The 14,737-nt window shown below is 68.5% G+C and carries 14 protein-coding genes; 10 read left to right on the top strand and 4 right to left on the bottom strand.

Translation table 11 applies throughout. The annotated features are described in order from the left end of the window. The first annotated feature begins 39 nt into the window (after nt 1-39). The 3 genes from I7X12_RS17555 to I7X12_RS17545 all read left to right on the top strand — a co-directional run bounded on the left by I7X12_RS17555 (nt 40) and on the right by I7X12_RS17545 (nt 2,267). Nucleotides 40-348: a hypothetical protein gene (locus I7X12_RS17555; protein WP_198061317.1), complete on the top strand. Its 309-nt coding sequence runs from the start codon at nt 40-42 to the stop codon at nt 346-348. Between the two features lie 91 nt (nt 349-439). Next, on the top strand, nt 440-1,738 hold the full coding sequence (locus I7X12_RS17550; RefSeq protein WP_198061316.1) for an MFS transporter: 1,299 nt from the start codon (nt 440-442) through the stop codon (nt 1,736-1,738). Nucleotides 1,739-1,808: 70 nt separating this feature from the next. Continuing rightward, nucleotides 1,809-2,267 (top strand): cupin domain-containing protein, encoded by a 459-nt coding sequence (locus tag I7X12_RS17545; RefSeq protein WP_198061315.1) that lies wholly within the window; start codon nt 1,809-1,811, stop codon nt 2,265-2,267. A 48-nt stretch (nt 2,268-2,315) separates the two neighbouring features. On the opposite strand, the gene I7X12_RS17540 is transcribed toward I7X12_RS17545, so the two are convergent. The 3 genes from I7X12_RS17540 to I7X12_RS17530 all read right to left on the bottom strand — a co-directional run bounded on the left by I7X12_RS17540 (nt 2,316) and on the right by I7X12_RS17530 (nt 4,344). Beyond that, nucleotides 2,316-3,014, bottom strand: a complete 699-nt coding sequence (locus tag I7X12_RS17540; protein WP_198061314.1) for a nitroreductase family protein — start codon at nt 3,012-3,014, stop codon at nt 2,316-2,318. Nucleotides 3,015-3,164: 150 nt separating this feature from the next. Beyond that, nucleotides 3,165-4,004, bottom strand: a complete 840-nt coding sequence (locus I7X12_RS17535; protein WP_198061313.1) for an ion transporter — start codon at nt 4,002-4,004, stop codon at nt 3,165-3,167. 145 nt (nt 4,005-4,149) lie between these two features. Then, nucleotides 4,150-4,344 (bottom strand): cold-shock protein, encoded by a 195-nt coding sequence (locus tag I7X12_RS17530; RefSeq protein ID WP_006883975.1) that lies wholly within the window; start codon nt 4,342-4,344, stop codon nt 4,150-4,152. A gap of 266 nt (nt 4,345-4,610) precedes the next feature. On the opposite strand from I7X12_RS17530, the gene I7X12_RS17525 reads away from it, so the two are divergent. The 7 genes from I7X12_RS17525 to I7X12_RS17495 all read left to right on the top strand — a co-directional run bounded on the left by I7X12_RS17525 (nt 4,611) and on the right by I7X12_RS17495 (nt 12,936). Continuing rightward, nucleotides 4,611-5,240, top strand: a complete 630-nt coding sequence (locus tag I7X12_RS17525; protein WP_198061312.1) for a class I SAM-dependent methyltransferase — start codon at nt 4,611-4,613, stop codon at nt 5,238-5,240. Nucleotides 5,241-5,315: 75 nt separating this feature from the next. Beyond that, complete coding sequence (locus I7X12_RS17520) at nt 5,316-6,929, top strand: spermidine synthase (RefSeq protein ID WP_198061311.1); 1,614 nt, start codon at nt 5,316-5,318, stop codon at nt 6,927-6,929. 147 nt (nt 6,930-7,076) lie between these two features. Next, nucleotides 7,077-8,738 carry an MFS transporter gene (locus tag I7X12_RS17515; protein ID WP_198061310.1) on the top strand — a complete coding sequence of 554 codons (1,662 nt, stop codon included), beginning with the start codon at nt 7,077-7,079 and terminating at the stop codon, nt 8,736-8,738. A gap of 248 nt (nt 8,739-8,986) precedes the next feature. Beyond that, nucleotides 8,987-9,271: a hypothetical protein gene (locus I7X12_RS17510; RefSeq protein ID WP_198061309.1), complete on the top strand. Its 285-nt coding sequence runs from the start codon at nt 8,987-8,989 to the stop codon at nt 9,269-9,271. A gap of 192 nt (nt 9,272-9,463) precedes the next feature. Next, nucleotides 9,464-10,540, top strand: coding sequence for an RNA 3'-terminal phosphate cyclase (rtcA, locus tag I7X12_RS17505; protein WP_198061308.1), 1,077 nt, complete (start codon nt 9,464-9,466; stop codon nt 10,538-10,540). A gap of 137 nt (nt 10,541-10,677) precedes the next feature. Beyond that, nucleotides 10,678-12,567 (top strand): ABC transporter ATP-binding protein, encoded by a 1,890-nt coding sequence (locus tag I7X12_RS17500; RefSeq protein WP_198061307.1) that lies wholly within the window; start codon nt 10,678-10,680, stop codon nt 12,565-12,567. A gap of 219 nt (nt 12,568-12,786) precedes the next feature. Then, complete coding sequence (locus tag I7X12_RS17495) at nt 12,787-12,936, top strand: DUF7563 family protein (protein ID WP_198061306.1); 150 nt, start codon at nt 12,787-12,789, stop codon at nt 12,934-12,936. A 99-nt stretch (nt 12,937-13,035) separates the two neighbouring features. Here the strand turns inward: I7X12_RS17495 and I7X12_RS17490 are convergent, their stop codons facing one another. Further along, nucleotides 13,036-14,568 (bottom strand): phosphoenolpyruvate carboxykinase (ATP), encoded by a 1,533-nt coding sequence (locus I7X12_RS17490; protein ID WP_198061305.1) that lies wholly within the window; start codon nt 14,566-14,568, stop codon nt 13,036-13,038. Nucleotides 14,569-14,737 lie beyond the last annotated feature (169 nt).

The following is a 14,737-nucleotide window of genomic DNA, read 5'->3' as shown; positions in this document are numbered from 1 at the left end:
CCCGTCGGACTTTTCCCCCGTCCCCGGTATTCCCGAGACATGAGCGACGAGCGCGACCCGGAGGCGACCCTCGACGAGTGGAAGGAGACGATGCGAGCGGAACACGCCGAGGCCATCGCGAACCCCGACCCCGACGAGGACCACCGCATCGAGGGCGTCACGCAGGTCTCTCACCGCGTCACCTTCGAGTACGACCCCGACGCCGACGCGCTGAATCGCGAGGCCGTCGAGCAAGTCGACGAGCTGACCGACCCCGAGTTGCTGTCGTGTGCCTGTGACGTCCGCGGGATGACTCCCGAGGAGGCCCGCGAGCACATTCGAGCGGCCCGCGAGGGATCCGGCGACTGACCGACGCCGCCGATACCGGGCGGCCACGCACCCGATGGCGGCTGCGCCTCGGTGAACAGACTGATAGCGGTCCGTTCCTTGGAACGCGGTGATGGAGTTCGACGTCGACGGGCGGATCCTCGCGCTCGCGCTCGCCAGAATGGTCAACGCGCTGGCGAACTCCTTCCTGGTGGTCGTGCTCCCGCTGTACATCGGGAGCGAACTCGTCGCGCTTCCGTCGGTCGTCGGCACGACGACGACCGTCGGCGGCGTCACGTTCACCGTCACGACCGAGTTGCTGATCGGCGTCGTCCTCTCGCTCTTTGGCTTCCTCAACAGCTTCGGCCAGCCGTTCACGGGGTCGCTCTCGGACCGGACCGGCCGCCGCCGCGTGTTCCTGCTGGTCGGCCTGACCCTCGTCGCCGTCGGCAGCGCCGGCTACGTCTTCTTCACCGACTACCGGGCGATCATGGCGATGCGGGCGCTGCAGGGGGTCGGCGCCGCCTGTAACATCCCCGTCACCGTCGCGCTGGTCAACGAACTCTCCGACGAGGACGAGCGCGGGAGTAACTTCGGCCTGTTCAACACTTTCCGGCTGCTCGGGTTCGGGATCGGCCCGCTGGTCGCCGGCGGCGTCGTCGCCGCCGGGCCCTACACCGTCGGCGGCGTGACGGTCTCGGGGTTCGACGCCGCCTTCCTCGTCGCCGTCGCCGGCGCGACGGTCAGTTTCCTGCTCGTCGCTCTACTGATCCACGACCCCGAACGCACCAGCGGCGAGGCCGCCGAGGATATCGCGATCCGCGTCCGTTCGTCCGACGGCGGGCTCGACCCGGTCTTCGCGCTCGGGGTCGCGACGGTCGTGATGGCGCTGTCGATCGCCATCTACGCGCCGCTGGCGAACACGATCAACACCCGCCTCGACCAGGGCACGTTCCTCTTCTCGGTGCAGTTCGGCGCGACCGTCCTCGCCAACGTCGTCTTCCAGGTGCCGCTTGGACGACTGAGCGACCGCTACGGGCGGCGCCCGTTCCTCGTGGCGGGGTTCGTCCTGCTGCTCCCGACGACGTTCGCCCAGGGGTTCGTCGACTCGTCGACGGCGATGGTCGTCGTCCGCTTCCTGCAGGGGGTCGCGGTCGCCGCGGTGTTCGCGCCGTCGCTGGCGCTCGCGGGAGACCTCGCCGGTGAGGGGACCTCCGGCTCGACGCTGTCGGTCCTGACGATGGGCTTCGGCCTCGGCGTCGCCTTCGGGACGCTGTTCTCGGGTATCCTCGTCGGGTTCGGCTTCGCCGTCCCGTTCGTCCTCGCGACCGTCGGCGGCTGCGTCGGCCTCGCCCTCGTCGTCACGCAGGTCTCGGAGACCGTCGAGGCCGCCCGACCGTTCCCGAACCCGTTCTCGGCGCGTGGGGACTGAGCCCCGGCGGGTGCGGGTCCGGATCGCTGTTCCCCGACCGTTTTTGCGACGTCGGTCCCAATCGCCGATCGTGCAACGAGTCGACATCGACGACGTCGAGCCGACGACGATGGGCAGCGACATCGATCGCCGAGGGCTCTCGGACCCGCTCGGGACGACGGACTTCGCGGTCAACCGCTACCGGTTGGAACCCGGCGAGCGGTTCTCCGAAGCGCTGCACGCCCACATGGACCAGGAGGAGGTGTTCGTCGTCGTCGAAGGTGAGGCCGTCTTCGAGACGACCGGCGACCCGGTCACCGTCGGGTCGGGCGAGGCCGTCCGCTTCGCGCCCGGCGAGTTCCAGTCCGGCAGGAACGACGGCGACGGCGAGCTCCTGGCGTTCGCGATGGGCGCACCGCGTGACAGCGAGGACGTGCGGATCCCCCAGCCCTGTCCGGAGTGCGACCAGGAGAACGTCCGGGCGGTCCCCGCCGACGAGGGGTTCGACCTCGTCTGCCCCGAGTGCGGGACCGAAGTGAGCGCCGACTGAGTACCGGGCCTTCGCCGAGGGCCCGACCGCGACCGTCACCGAACGCTGTCAGTCGCCGTCGGCGTCGAAACTGCCCTCGTGGGTGATCTCTTCGAGGGGCTTACGGCCGTTGGGGACCTCCCGTTCGCGGAGGTCTTCGGACAGCGTCTCGGGGTCGGCGCGGTGGCCGACCGCGACCATCGCCTCGACGTCGAACTCCTCCGGGACGTCCAGTCGCTCCCGGGCGGCTTCGTGGTCGAAGCCGCCGATCGGGTGGGTCGCCAGCCCACGGCGCGTGGCCTCCAGCGCGAGGTTCTGCCACGCCGCGCCCGTGTCGAACGAGTGGCTGCCGGCCGGCTCGCCGTTGTAGTCGAAGGTCGTCTTCGACACGACGACCAGCAGCGCGCCCGCGTCGACCGCCCACGCCCGGTTGCCCTCGGCCAGCAGGTCGAGGTACGTCTCCCACATCTCGTCGTCGCGCTCGGCGTACAGGAATCGCCAGTGCTGGTTGTTGCGCGACGAGGGCGCCCACCGCGCGGCCTCGAACAGCGCCCGCAGGTCCTCGTCGGCGACGGTCTCGCCCGTCATCGCCCGCGGCGACCACCGGTTGACGAACACCGGCGCCACGTCGTGGTCGGGGTCGCGATTCGCGGCGACCTCCGGCGTGAACTCGGTCAGCGGCGACCGCTCGACGGCCACCGCCTCGCCGCCGTCCGCAGCCGTTCGTTCCTCGTCGCTTCCGTCGGAACCGCTCGAAGCGTCGGTCATCTCGTCTGGACCGTCGTACCGTATCCGGATAAGTATCAGCTATCGGACGTGGAACCCCGTTGGACGGACCGAACCGGGTTACGAGATACAACCAGGTATCAGCGTGCGGCCGCGTGTGGGGCAGTGTTCCCACATCCGTCCGCCGGGTCGTCACTCGTCGGACTCGTACTCCTGATAGACGACGTGGCCGCAGGCCTTGCAGTGGGAGGCGTCGGGGTCGTGACCGGTGAGGCCGCAGTCGGGGCAGGTCGTCGGCACTTTGTCGTCGCTAGTCCACGCGCGAACGATCTTGCTCGCCTGCCAGGGGATGACGATGATCGCCGCGAGGACGCTCGTGACGGTGACCCATCGGCCCGCTCGCGTCACCGGAACGATGTCGCCGAAGCCGACCGTCGAGAGCGTGACGACCACGTAGTAGAAGGCGTCGCCGAAGTGCTCGACGTTCGGGTTCGCGCGGTGTTCGACGGTGTAGAACAGCCCCGCCGAGACGAACAGGACGACCAGCACCGTCAACAGGAGCTTGATCGCCCGGAGCGCACCGCCCGAGACCGACCCGAAGAAGAAGTCCTCGTCGCGGGTGAACCGGTAGAACCGCAGTACACGGATCACCCGGAGGACGCGCAGGAATCCCACGTTCAACACGACCGCCGGGACCGGATAGAGGATCACGAGGACGGTCGGGAGCACCGACAGCAGGTCGACGACCGTGTAGGGGTTGGTGACCTCCGAGAGTCGGTCGCGGGCGCCGTAGAGCCGGAGGACGTACTCGACGACGAACACGCCCGCGATAGCGACCTCCAGGTCCCAGAGGCGCGCCCGCGTCGCCGAATCTACGGGGTAGGTCTGGGCGACGAAGACGCCGATGAACACCAGATTCAGCGCGAGCAGCCCGATATCGACGAACTTCCCGAGCGGGGTCCGGTGGTCGAGCAGGTAGAAGCGTACTCGCTCGCGGGTGTCGTCGGGCGGATCGCCCCCGTCGCTGCTCATACCCCCTCGAGAGACCGACCGGTAAAGAAACACGTCGCTCCGGGACGGGAGCGCGGACCGGTCCGACGAGCGCGGTCGCTCGCCGGTGAAGTCGTCGGTAGAATCGAGATGTTTGGTCGCCGTCAGGCGACGGTACGAACCTCAGTTAGGCGCGGACGACGTTCGTCGCGCGCGGGCCCTTCGGGGCGTCTTCGATCTCGAAGTCGATCTCGGTACCTTCCGTCAGATCCTCACCGCCAACGTCCTCCATGTGGAAGAAAACGTCGTCGTCAGAGTCCTCGGTGTCGATGAAACCGTAACCGCCAGTGTCGTTGAAGAAGTCGACCTTACCGTTTGCCATTGCGAATAAACGGATGCCCGGTTCACGGATAAGTATTCCGCATTCGTCCGCAAAAAATAGAATTTAGAAAACGAATTTTTTCTAAAGCGCATTTGGGAACACGAACGTCCACATACAACATTTCGTCTCGGATCGGTGACCGATCCGGCAGTTCGGGGACGGTTGCCGACGGGATCCGCAGTTCTCGCCGTCGGAGGCCACCGGGGACCGCTCTGGTGTCGGGGCCGGCCCGACGGGACTATACGGTTGGCGCCCGCCGTCACAGTGTGGATTCTCACGACGTTCGGCGCCAGTGGGCCGACCGCACCGGCGAGTACTCGCCGGCGTACTACGCCCACTACGGCCCCGACGAGACGAGCGAGACGGTCCGCGAGATCCTTCGCGGTCGCGTCGGCCGCGACGCGTCGGTGCTGGAGCTGGGCTGTAGCTCCGGGCGTCACCTCTCGCACCTGTTCGACGACGGCTTTACCGACCTCCACGGGGTCGAACTCAACCCCGACGCCTTCGACGTGATGGCCGACCAGTACCCCGACCTGTGGGACTCGGGTACCTTCTACGCCGAGGCGATCGAGGACGTCGTCGAGGAGTTGGACGACGACGCCTTCGACGCCGTCTACTCCGTCGAGACGCTCCAGCACATCCACCCGGACGCCGAGTGGGTGTTCGCGGAGATCGCCCGGATCGCGGGCGACGCGCTCGTGACCGCCGAGATCGAGGACGCCGCCGCCGACGCCGAGCGCGAGGAGCGCGAGGAGGACCCCGACGTGAACTTCGTCCGCGACGAGTTCCCGCTGTACTATCGCGACTGGAACGAGGTCTTCGGGGACCTGGGCTTCGAGCAGGTCGAGCGGCGCGAGGTCAAGCGCGACACGATCCGGTCGTTCCGCGCCCGCTGAGACGGAGGCGGAGCGCTCGGACCGTCCCGCGGTCGCTGTCGAACAGTTATCCCGCTTCGGCCCTTGCCACCGACAATGGGTTCGACTCGCTCGCTGGAGTCGCTCCGACTGAGCAAGCCGGAGACGGCGGTGTTCGTCTCCGGCGTCGCGAGCATGGGGCTGGAGATTCTCGCCGGTCGGATGATCGCGCCGCAGTTCGGGAGCAGCATCTACACCTGGGGCACCATCATCGGCGTCTTCCTCGCGGCGCTCAGCTACGGCTACCACCGCGGCGGCAAACAGGCCGCCGAGCGGGCGACGAACGGGCGGATGGCGAGCGTGTTCCTCCTCACCGCCGCGTACGTCGCCGTGCTGGTGTTCGCCGGCGACCTGCTGTTGCGCGCGGCCGCGGGGTTCCCACTGCCGAGCCGGGTCGCCTCGCTCCCGGCAGTGACGATCCTGTTCGGCCCGCCGACGTACATGCTGGGCTACATCAGCCCCTACGCCGCCGAGCTATCGGCGAAGGAGGGCGTCGGCGAGGCCTCCGGCCACGTCTACATGCTCGGCACCGTCGGCAGCATCGTCGGCGCGTTCGCGACCACGTACTTCCTGATCCCCTCGCTGGGGATCGACGCGATCGCGCTCGTGTTCGGCGGGCTCTCGATACTGGCGGCGCTGGCGGTCAGCCGCCCGGTCGGCCGCCGGCGCGCGACGCTCACCGGGTTCGTCGCCCTGTTGCTCGTCGCCTCGGCCGCCACGGGCGCCGCCGGCTACACCGTCCAGGGCGAGGTCGTCCACCAGACCCAGACGCCCTACCAGGAGCTACAGGTGGTCGACCTGGGCGACACCCGGACGCTGTACCTCGGCGGCCAGCCCCACAGCGCGATGGATCTCTCCAACCCGAACCGACACGTCTTCGAGTACACCCGCTACTTCCACCTGCCCTTCCTGTTCGCCGACGACCCCGACGAGATCGACCGGGTGCTGTTCGTCGGCGGCGGCGGCTTCACCGGCCCGAAACGCTTCGCGAACGACTACGACGTGACCGTCGACGTCGCCGAGATCGACCCCGACGTGATCGCGGCCGCCGAGGAGTACTTCGGCGTGCGCGAGTCCGAGCGGCTGAACGTCTACAACCGGGGCGGTCGCCAGTTCCTGCGGGAGACGAACCGCACGTACGACCTCGTCGTCCTCGACGCCTACCAGAAGGACAAGGTGCCCTTCGAGCTGACGACGCGGGAGTTCGTGGGTCTGGCGAGCGACCGGCTCGACGACGACGGGATCCTGTTCGCGAACGTGATCTCGGCCGCGAGCGGTCCCGCCTCGGAGTTCTACCGCGCGCAGTACGCGACCGTCGACCGGGTGTTCCCCCAGACGTACAGCTTCCCGACCGGCGGCGCGGGCATCGTCCAGAACATCGAGATCGTCGCGACGAAGTCCGACGCCCGGATCTCGGAGGCGCAACTGCGCGACCGCAACGACCGACGGGACATCGGTATCGACCTCTCCGACGCGATCGAGGATTACGCCGACCCGCCCCGAACCGACGACGTACCGGTGTTGCGCGACGACCGCGCGCCCGTCGACAGCTTGCTCGACTCGATGGTCGGCTACCGCTACGTCGTTCAGGAGTCGAACGCGAGCGACGGTGTCGGGAGCGCGCGGCCGCCTCGCATCGCAGGACCGAACGCCGCGTTTGCCGCTCGGTAACTAAGTCCGCACCGGCTGAGGGCCGCAGTGGGTGCGCACTGGATGCCCCCTAACGATCCGCCCCCCAACGATCCCGCGTCCGACGACCCCTCCCGTCTCCCCGAGAGAGTCGGGGCGCGAGCGAGATACTGGGGCCCGGCAGTCGCCGTGAGTCTGACGACGTTCATCGTGGTCATCAACGCGTCGCTGATGAACGTCGCGATCCCCACGATGGTGGCCGAGTTCGATACCACGGTCACCGCGATCCAGGGGGCGGTCGCCCTCTACTCGCTGGTGATCGCCGCGCTGATCCTCCCGGCCGGGACGCTGCCGTCTCGGTACGGCAGCAGGCGCGTGATGGCGGTCGCCTTGGTCGTCTACGCCGCCGGGACGGTCGTGGCGGCGATCAGCTGGAACACGACGGTCCTCTACGTCGGCTGGTCGCTCGTCGAAGGCGGCGCTGCCGCCGTGTTGTTCCCGCTGACGTTCACCGTGCTGACGGCGAGCTACGAGGACACCGACCGCGCGAAGGCGTTCGGACTCCTCGCCGGCGTACACGGGGCCGGATCCACGCTCGGGCCGATCATCGGCGGCGTGCTGACCACGTACGCGAGCTGGCGGTGGGGGTTCGCGCTCCAGCTCGTCGGTGTGGCGACGAGTCTCGTCTTCGTTCGATACGTGAGCCCCGAGCCGCTGTCGGAGACGCGCGGTTCGCTCGACAGAGGCGGGACGGCGCTGGCCATCGTCGGTTCGACGGCGCTCGTCACCGGGTTCCTCCTCAGCGGGAAGTACGGGTGGGTCGTCGAACGGCGCCCGTTTTCGGTCGGCGGCGTGCAGTTCAACCCGCTGGGCACGTCGCCGGCGGTCTGGCTCCTCGGCGCCGGGCTCCTCGCGTTCGCCGCGTTCGTCCAGTACGAGCGCCGACTGGAACGCGCCGGGCGCGCGCCGCTCGTTCCGCTGCGCGTCCTGACGAACCGCCCGTTCCTGGCGGGCGTCGTCACGTACAACGTTCGCTCGATCGTCTCGGCCGGGTTCGGATTCGTCTTCCCCGTCTACCTCCAGGCGGTGCTGGGGTACAGCGCCTTCGAGACCGGCGTCGCGTTGCTCCCGTACTCCGTCGCGTCGATCCTCTTCGCTACCTTCACGGCCGACTGGCGGGCGTACGTCTCGCCGAGGACGCTGATCCAGGTCGGCATCGTCTGCATGGGTCTCGGACTGGGACTGCTGTACGAGCAGACGGGCCCCGACCAGACGATCGGACGCATGGCCCTCCCGGTCGCGCTCTACGGCGCGGGCGTCGGGCTCGTCGTGGCTCAGATCGGGAACATGACGATGTCGGCCGTCCCGACCGCCGACTCCCCCGAGGCCTCCGGGGTCCTGAACGTGAGCAGCTCGATCGGGTTCTCCCTGGGGACGGCCGTGGTCGGCTCGTATTTCCTGGGTCGGTTCTACGGAGGCGTCGTCGACGGGGTGCTCCGAGCCGAAGACGCGACCGTCTCGGCCGACCGACGGGCCGACCTGGTGATAGCCCTCGAAGACGCGGCCGAGACGGCGACCGAAGCCACCCAACAGCAGTTCCTGGGTCGACTGGCGCCCGCCCAGCGGCGATTGCTCGAACGGGTCTTCGAGACCGCGATGTTCGACGCCCAGCGCGCGACGCTGCTGGTGCTCCTACTGGTCGTGTTGCTCTTGCTCGTCGTCTCGACGTTCCTGCCGCGCCGGATACCGGACGACGACTCACCGGACGGGTCCGACTCGTCCCGAGATTCGGCAGGTGAGACGAACGAGTCGGCTCGGGATGCGTCCAGGAACGCCAACGCGGAGACGTGACTCGTCGGGAACGGTTCGGCCTCGGAACTCATAGGGGTCGTCACGGCCGGGTCGTCAGGCCGGCTCGGAACCGCGGGTCGTCATCGGCCGGCCGAGCCTACGCGGTCGGCCGGGAAGTCGGTTTCCACCGCGGACGACGGCCCGATCGGCACGCGGTCCCCGGGTACGCTCGGGTTGCCGACGGTAAGCTCGGCTTGTGTCGGCTACTCGGCGGCTAACTAAGCCCCAGCCACCGCAAGGAGGCGTGCATGGCAACCCAAGACCAACAGCAAGACGCGATGCAGGCGGCCGGAGACACAGGGACGGACCCCGCGGTGATCCTCGCGGCGGGGTCGGTCGTGCTGTCGTGGTTCTTCTTCTACGCCCGGGGCGACAAGGAGCAGGGCCTGTTCGTCGGCCTCTGGCCGCCGACGATACTCGCGTTCGCGAGTTACTTCGAACAGACGAAGATGAGCGACATGGTCGAGCGCGCGACGGGGGCCGACACGCTCGTCGGCCGCGTCGAGCGGATGGTCCAGAGCCGCACGGAGTGACGACCGGGCCGAGGTCGCTCGCTCGACCGCACGCTGTCAGACATCCCGCCGGTCGGTGACCGTCGGCGACCGGCGCTTCACGCCGTGAAACCGTCAGTTCCGTCCCCACCGGCCCGCGACCGCCGTGCCGGCGCGAACGCGACGGTGGCGGTCACCGGGAACACTTTACCGGGCGACCGGCTACCCTCGCGTATGTTCGAGGTGGACGGGAGCGACGGGGGCGGACAACTGTTGCGGAGCGCGCTCACGCTGTCGATGCTCGACGCCGAGCCCGTCGCGATCGGCGACGTGCGGGGCGACCGGCCGGAACCGGGGCTGAAACCCCAGCACCTCGCCGCCGTCGAGACGGCCGCTGCGGTCGCCGACGCGACCGTCGAGGGAACGGATCTGGGCTCGGAGTCGGTGACGTTCGACCCCGGCGAGCTTACGGGCGGCCGCTACGAGGTCGACGTCGGGACGGCTGGGAGCGTCACGCTACTGTTCGACACGCTCCTCCCGCTGGCGGCGGCGATCGACGACCCGCTCGCGGTCACCGCCACGGGTGGGACCGACGTGTCGTGGTCACCGTCGCTGGCCTACTACCGCGGGGTCAAACTCCCACTGCTCCGTCGGTTCGGTCTCGCGGCCGCGGTCGAACTCGACCGGACCGGCTTCTACCCCGCCGGCGGCGGCCGCGCCACCCTGTTCCTCTGGCCCTCGACGCTCTCGCCCGTCGCCCTCGACACACCGCTTGAACCCACTGGCGCTCGCGTCTACTCGAAAGCGGCTACCGACCTCGTCGACGCCGAGGTGGCCGACCGCCAGGCCGACGCCGCGACCGACGCGCTCGAGGAACGGGGGATCGAAGTCCTCGAGCGGCGAGCGGCGTACGTCGCTAGCGACGGTCCGGGATCGGCTCTCGCCGTGCGGCTCGACGGCGCGACCCACGACGGCGACAGCGAGGGAACCGACGACGGTCTGGAAGGGCAGTGGGACGACCGGCACCACCCACTGGCCGGGTTCGACGCCTACGGCGCACCGGGCACGCCCGCCGAGGCGGTCGCCGCCGAAGTCACCGACCAGGTCCGCCGCTTCCGCGGGAGCGACGCCGCCGTGGACTCACACACGGCGGACCAGCTGCTCGTCTTCCTCGCCCTCGCCGGCGGTCGCGTCGCTATCCCCGGCGTCTCCGACCACGTCGCGACCAGCCGCGACCTGTTGGCTGCGTTCGACCGACCGGTCGGCGTCGACCGCTCCGGACCGGTCCACGTGCTCGTCGCTGACCGATAACTGATAGGTCGGGAAACGGATTCCCGGGCCCGAACGAGTCCGCCACGGGTCCCGGAATCGCTCTCCGGTATCTGACCTATCGACCTCCCGTAATGCGAACGCTTTTGCACGTCTGTCGACTGAGCCGACACGACCGAATGTCCGAGGGCACTACAGTCGCGGTCGCAGACCGGGTCGACGAGGTAGCGGCGCCGCTCCGTCGGGTATTCAAGGAGTACGGCCTGCCGCGGGTCCACTGGTTCGCCGTCGCGGTGGCCATGAACCTCGTCGCCCGCCTCTCCAGTCTCGTCCCACCGCTGGTACTCGGGACGGCCATCGACGCCATCTTCAGCGGCTCGAACGCCTACTCGCTGCCGCTCGTGCCCCAAGGGTGGCTCCCGACCGAGCCGAGAGCGCAGTTCTGGTTCTCCGTGTACCTGATCGTCGGCGCGTTCGTCGTCACCGCGGTCACGACGTGGGCCCAGGCGATCACGAGCGACATCTTCGCCCACCGGTCGCTCCACGCCGTCCGCGTCGACACCTTCCGGAAGATGCAGGAACTGGACATGGCTTTCTTCGACGAGCAACAGACCGGCGAGGCGATGTCCATCCTCAACCAGGACGCCACGAACCTCGAACGCTACCTCGACCAGGCGCTGAAGAACGGCTTCCGCCTCGTCATCATGGTCGTCGCCATCGGTGCCTTGCTGCTCTCGATGAACTGGCAGCTCGCCCTCGTCACCCTCGTCGGCGTGCCGCTGATGACCCTCTTTACTATCTGGTTCAGCCGCCGGGTCGCGCCCAGATACGACGCCGTCCGCTCCAGCGTCGGCGACCTCAACACCCGCCTCGAAAACAGCATCGGCGGGATGCAGCTCGTCAAGACCGCCAACACCGAGGAGTTCGAGACCGACCGCGTCGAGGAGGCCTCCTGGAACTTCTACACGACGAACATGGACGTGCTGAAACTGGCCTTCCTCTACCGTCCGGGGATGCGCCTCCTGGCCGGGCTGTCGTTCGTCGCCACGTTCGTCGTCGGCGGCCTCTGGCTGTTCTCGGGCCCGCCGCTGTTCTTCTCGGGCGAGCTCACCGTCGGCGACTTCGTCGTCTTCATCTTCCTCACCCAGCGGTTCATCGACCCGCTCGCCCAGATCTCGAACATCATCGACTGGTTCGAGAACGCCAGGGCCTCCGGCAAGCGGATCTTCGGGCTGATGGACACGCCCGTTCGCATCGAGGACTCGCCCGACGCCGTCGAGCTGGAGTCCGTGCGCGGCGACGTCGCCTACGACGACGTGACTTTCTCATACGACGGTGAGGAGACCATCCTCGAAGACGTGAGCTTCGACGCCGACGCCGGCGACACCGTCGCGTTCGTCGGCCCGACCGGCGCCGGCAAGTCGACGGCCGTCAAGCTCCTGATGCGGCTCTACGACGTGGACGAGGGGGCGATCAGCGTCGACGGCCACGACGTCCGCGACGTGACCGTCGGCAGTTTGCGGGAGTCGATCGGCTACGTCAGCCAGGAAACGTACCTCTTCGACGGGACCGTCGCCGAGAATATCCGCTACGGCGAGTTCGACGCTACGCGCGAGGAGATCGTCGAGGCCGCCAAAGCCGCGGAAGCCCACGAGTTCATCACGGAACTGGCCGACGGCTACGACACCCAGGTCGGCGAACGCGGCGCCCGCCTCTCGGGCGGCCAGCGCCAGCGCATCTCCATCGCCCGGACGGTGCTGCAGGACCCCGACATCCTCGTGCTCGACGAGGCGACCTCCGCAGTCGACACCGAGACCGAGGTCCTCATCCAGCGCTCGCTCGACCGCCTGGCCGCCGACCGGACCACCTTCGTCATCGCCCACCGGCTGTCGACGGTGACCGACGCCGAGACGATCCTCGTGCTGGAGGAGGGGCGCGTCGTCGAGCGCGGGACGCACCAGGAACTGCTGGAGGAAGACGGCCTCTACGCCAACCTCTGGGCGGTCCAGGCCGGCGAGATCGACGACCTGCCCGACGAGTTCGTCGACCGCGCTCGCGGCGACGCCTGAAGGGCCCGAACGCGCCGTCTGGCCGGTCCGAACCGAGGCGCCTGACAGCCCCGTGTCACCGCTCGCGGTCACGAGTGCGCGGCGCCCGACCCGCAGAGACAGCCCTTCTGAGTCTGATTTCGACCGCAATTCGGGGGAAATTGGGTCCCAGGTCGGAAAACGGTCTTGTAGGGATCGAGACCTGTCTTCGAACGGACGACAGTCCGGGAATTTCAACGTATGCCTGCCTGTGCCCACTGCGATACGCACGTCTCCGAACAGTTCGCACGCGTCTTCGCCGACGAGGGCGGCGAAGTCCACGCTTGCCCGACCTGCTCGGCCAACAGCGGTATCGCCGAAGTCTCCAGAGAGCGAGCCCAGGAAGTCTGATCCCCGCTGACGCTCGACCGTCGTCGACCGACCGTCGTCGTTCGTCGGCGACCGACTCCTCCACCGGCCCGAACGGCTCCTCCGTCCGTCGCTCCCGACTCAGTAGACCGCGTTCCGGATCGCGTCGTCGAGATCCTCGAACTCGGCCAGGTACTCGCGGCGCTCGGCTCGCAGGTCGGCGATGCGCTCGTCGGCGTCGTCGAGCGCCTCGCCCACGTCGAACCGACTCGTGTCCAGGTCCGGTACGGTGTCGGGAACGGTCAGCCCGGTCGTCGCGTCGTCGGTCCACTCGACGCGGCCGCGACTGACCGCCCGGAGCAGGGCCACGGTGTCGTCGACGCCGATGTCGCGGTCGCCGACGGTCCCGGTGTTGAGCAGGTACGCGTCGGCGTCGAGGTCGGCGACCAGATCGCGAAAGCGGTTGCCCTCCTCGCCCTCGCTGCCGACGATGAAGGGGTTAGTGCCGACGACGCGGATGGCCTCACCGGCGCTCGACGGGTCACCCGCGCTCGTCTGGACGGACTCGCCGAGCATGAACGCCGCGGCGGCCTCCTCGGGCGAGAGCTTCGCGAGCGGCGGCATCGCTGGGTTGCGCGTGATGAAGAAGACCTGGTCGACCGACGGGAGGTCGATCTCCTCGTCGGCCGACGGGAGGTGCTCGCGCTTGACGACGGCGCGACCGTTGGCGGTGTGGACGTCGCTGTCGAAGTCGACCGTTCCGTCCTCGGCGACGTCGACGTTGTCGAGCACCGCCGACTCGTGGGTCGCGGCCTCGTACAGATCCGGCTGCTCGTCGCCGTCGAGGCCGATGGTCTTGATGAACAGCCCTTCGCCCTCGCTGCCGGCGACGGTCCCGTCCGGTCGCAACGCGCAGACGTCGTCCTGCAGCATCGTCGCGTCCTCCGGCGCTTCGAGGCCCAGGTCGTGGGCGGTCAGGGTGGACTTGCCGGTCCCCGACAGGCCGAGGAAGACCTGCCCGACCGTCTCCAGGTCGGAGTCGCCGGCCGCTGACTGGCCGTCCTCGTCGGACTGGAGTCGGACTCGCTTGGTCCCGGCGTGGAGGCCGAGGCCGCCCTGGCGTTTCGCGTCGAACATGAACAGCCGCAGGAAGGACTTCTTTGCCTCGCCGGTGTAGTCGGTGCCGAGGACCGCTGTGAACCCCTCGTCGGGGAGCACGCGGACGGCGACCTCGTCGGTGTCCGGCACCTGGACGGTCACGAAGTCGGGGTCGGCATCGGCGGGTGCGGGTTCGAAGAGCTTGGCCCACGCCAACGCGATGCGGCTGTACTCCTTCGGGACGTAGTAGCGACAGACGTAGGTGTTGTCCGGATGGCGACCCAGTTGCCGGTCCAGACAGACCATCTCGCGGTCGGCGGCGGCGTCGACCGCCGTCTCGACGTGGCCGTGGTCGACGGTGCCGAAATCGCGGTCGAGCGCGTTGGCCGTCCGGTCGGCGTTGCGCGACCGGTGCTCGCTCACGTACGACGGGGAGCCGTACTCCGTCGTCGTCTCCAGACCGGCCGAGTGCTCGCGCAACGACGCGAACGACGGGTCGTACTCGACGTTGTCCGCCGATCGGGGGTCCCCGAGCGCCGCGGTCGGCGACTCGATCGCCGTCCCGTGTTGTGACATCGTACTCGATCGATCACATTCGGTCGTGATAAAGGTGATATATTCTCTGTTCGTTTGCTAATCGAGCACATAGAATTAATTATTAAAACCCGAGTAAATCATTCGGTCCCGGAGAACGGGCGCCCGACCGGTCGACGGGGGGAGTAGCGATCGTGTACGGGTGGGGCCA

It is taken from the genome of Halosimplex litoreum (assembly GCF_016065055.1).
Taxonomy (GTDB): Archaea; Halobacteriota; Halobacteria; order Halobacteriales; family Haloarculaceae; genus Halosimplex; species Halosimplex litoreum.
The sequence above is the reverse complement of the archived record's forward strand: the minus strand, read 5'-3'. Positions and strand labels throughout refer to the sequence as shown.

What these genes read in the sequence shown, in the direction of transcription:
- I7X12_RS17490 (WP_198061305.1), bottom strand. Translation starts at nt 14,568, where the DNA reads ATGTCACAACACGGGACGGCGATCGAGTCGCCGACCGCGGCGCTCGGG.
- I7X12_RS17535 (WP_198061313.1), bottom strand. Translation starts at nt 4,004, where the DNA reads ATGAGCAGCGACGGGGGCGATCCGCCCGACGACACCCGCGAGCGAGTA.
- I7X12_RS17540 (WP_198061314.1), bottom strand. Translation starts at nt 3,014, where the DNA reads ATGACCGACGCTTCGAGCGGTTCCGACGGAAGCGACGAGGAACGAACG.
- rtcA (WP_198061308.1), top strand. Translation starts at nt 9,464, where the DNA reads ATGTTCGAGGTGGACGGGAGCGACGGGGGCGGACAACTGTTGCGGAGC.
- I7X12_RS17510 (WP_198061309.1), top strand. Translation starts at nt 8,987, where the DNA reads ATGGCAACCCAAGACCAACAGCAAGACGCGATGCAGGCGGCCGGAGAC.
- I7X12_RS17550 (WP_198061316.1), top strand. Translation starts at nt 440, where the DNA reads ATGGAGTTCGACGTCGACGGGCGGATCCTCGCGCTCGCGCTCGCCAGA.
- I7X12_RS17555 (WP_198061317.1), top strand. Translation starts at nt 40, where the DNA reads ATGAGCGACGAGCGCGACCCGGAGGCGACCCTCGACGAGTGGAAGGAG.
- I7X12_RS17500 (WP_198061307.1), top strand. Translation starts at nt 10,678, where the DNA reads ATGTCCGAGGGCACTACAGTCGCGGTCGCAGACCGGGTCGACGAGGTA.
- I7X12_RS17530 (WP_006883975.1), bottom strand. Translation starts at nt 4,344, where the DNA reads ATGGCAAACGGTAAGGTCGACTTCTTCAACGACACTGGCGGTTACGGT.
- I7X12_RS17495 (WP_198061306.1), top strand. Translation starts at nt 12,787, where the DNA reads ATGCCTGCCTGTGCCCACTGCGATACGCACGTCTCCGAACAGTTCGCA.
- I7X12_RS17520 (WP_198061311.1), top strand. Translation starts at nt 5,316, where the DNA reads ATGGGTTCGACTCGCTCGCTGGAGTCGCTCCGACTGAGCAAGCCGGAG.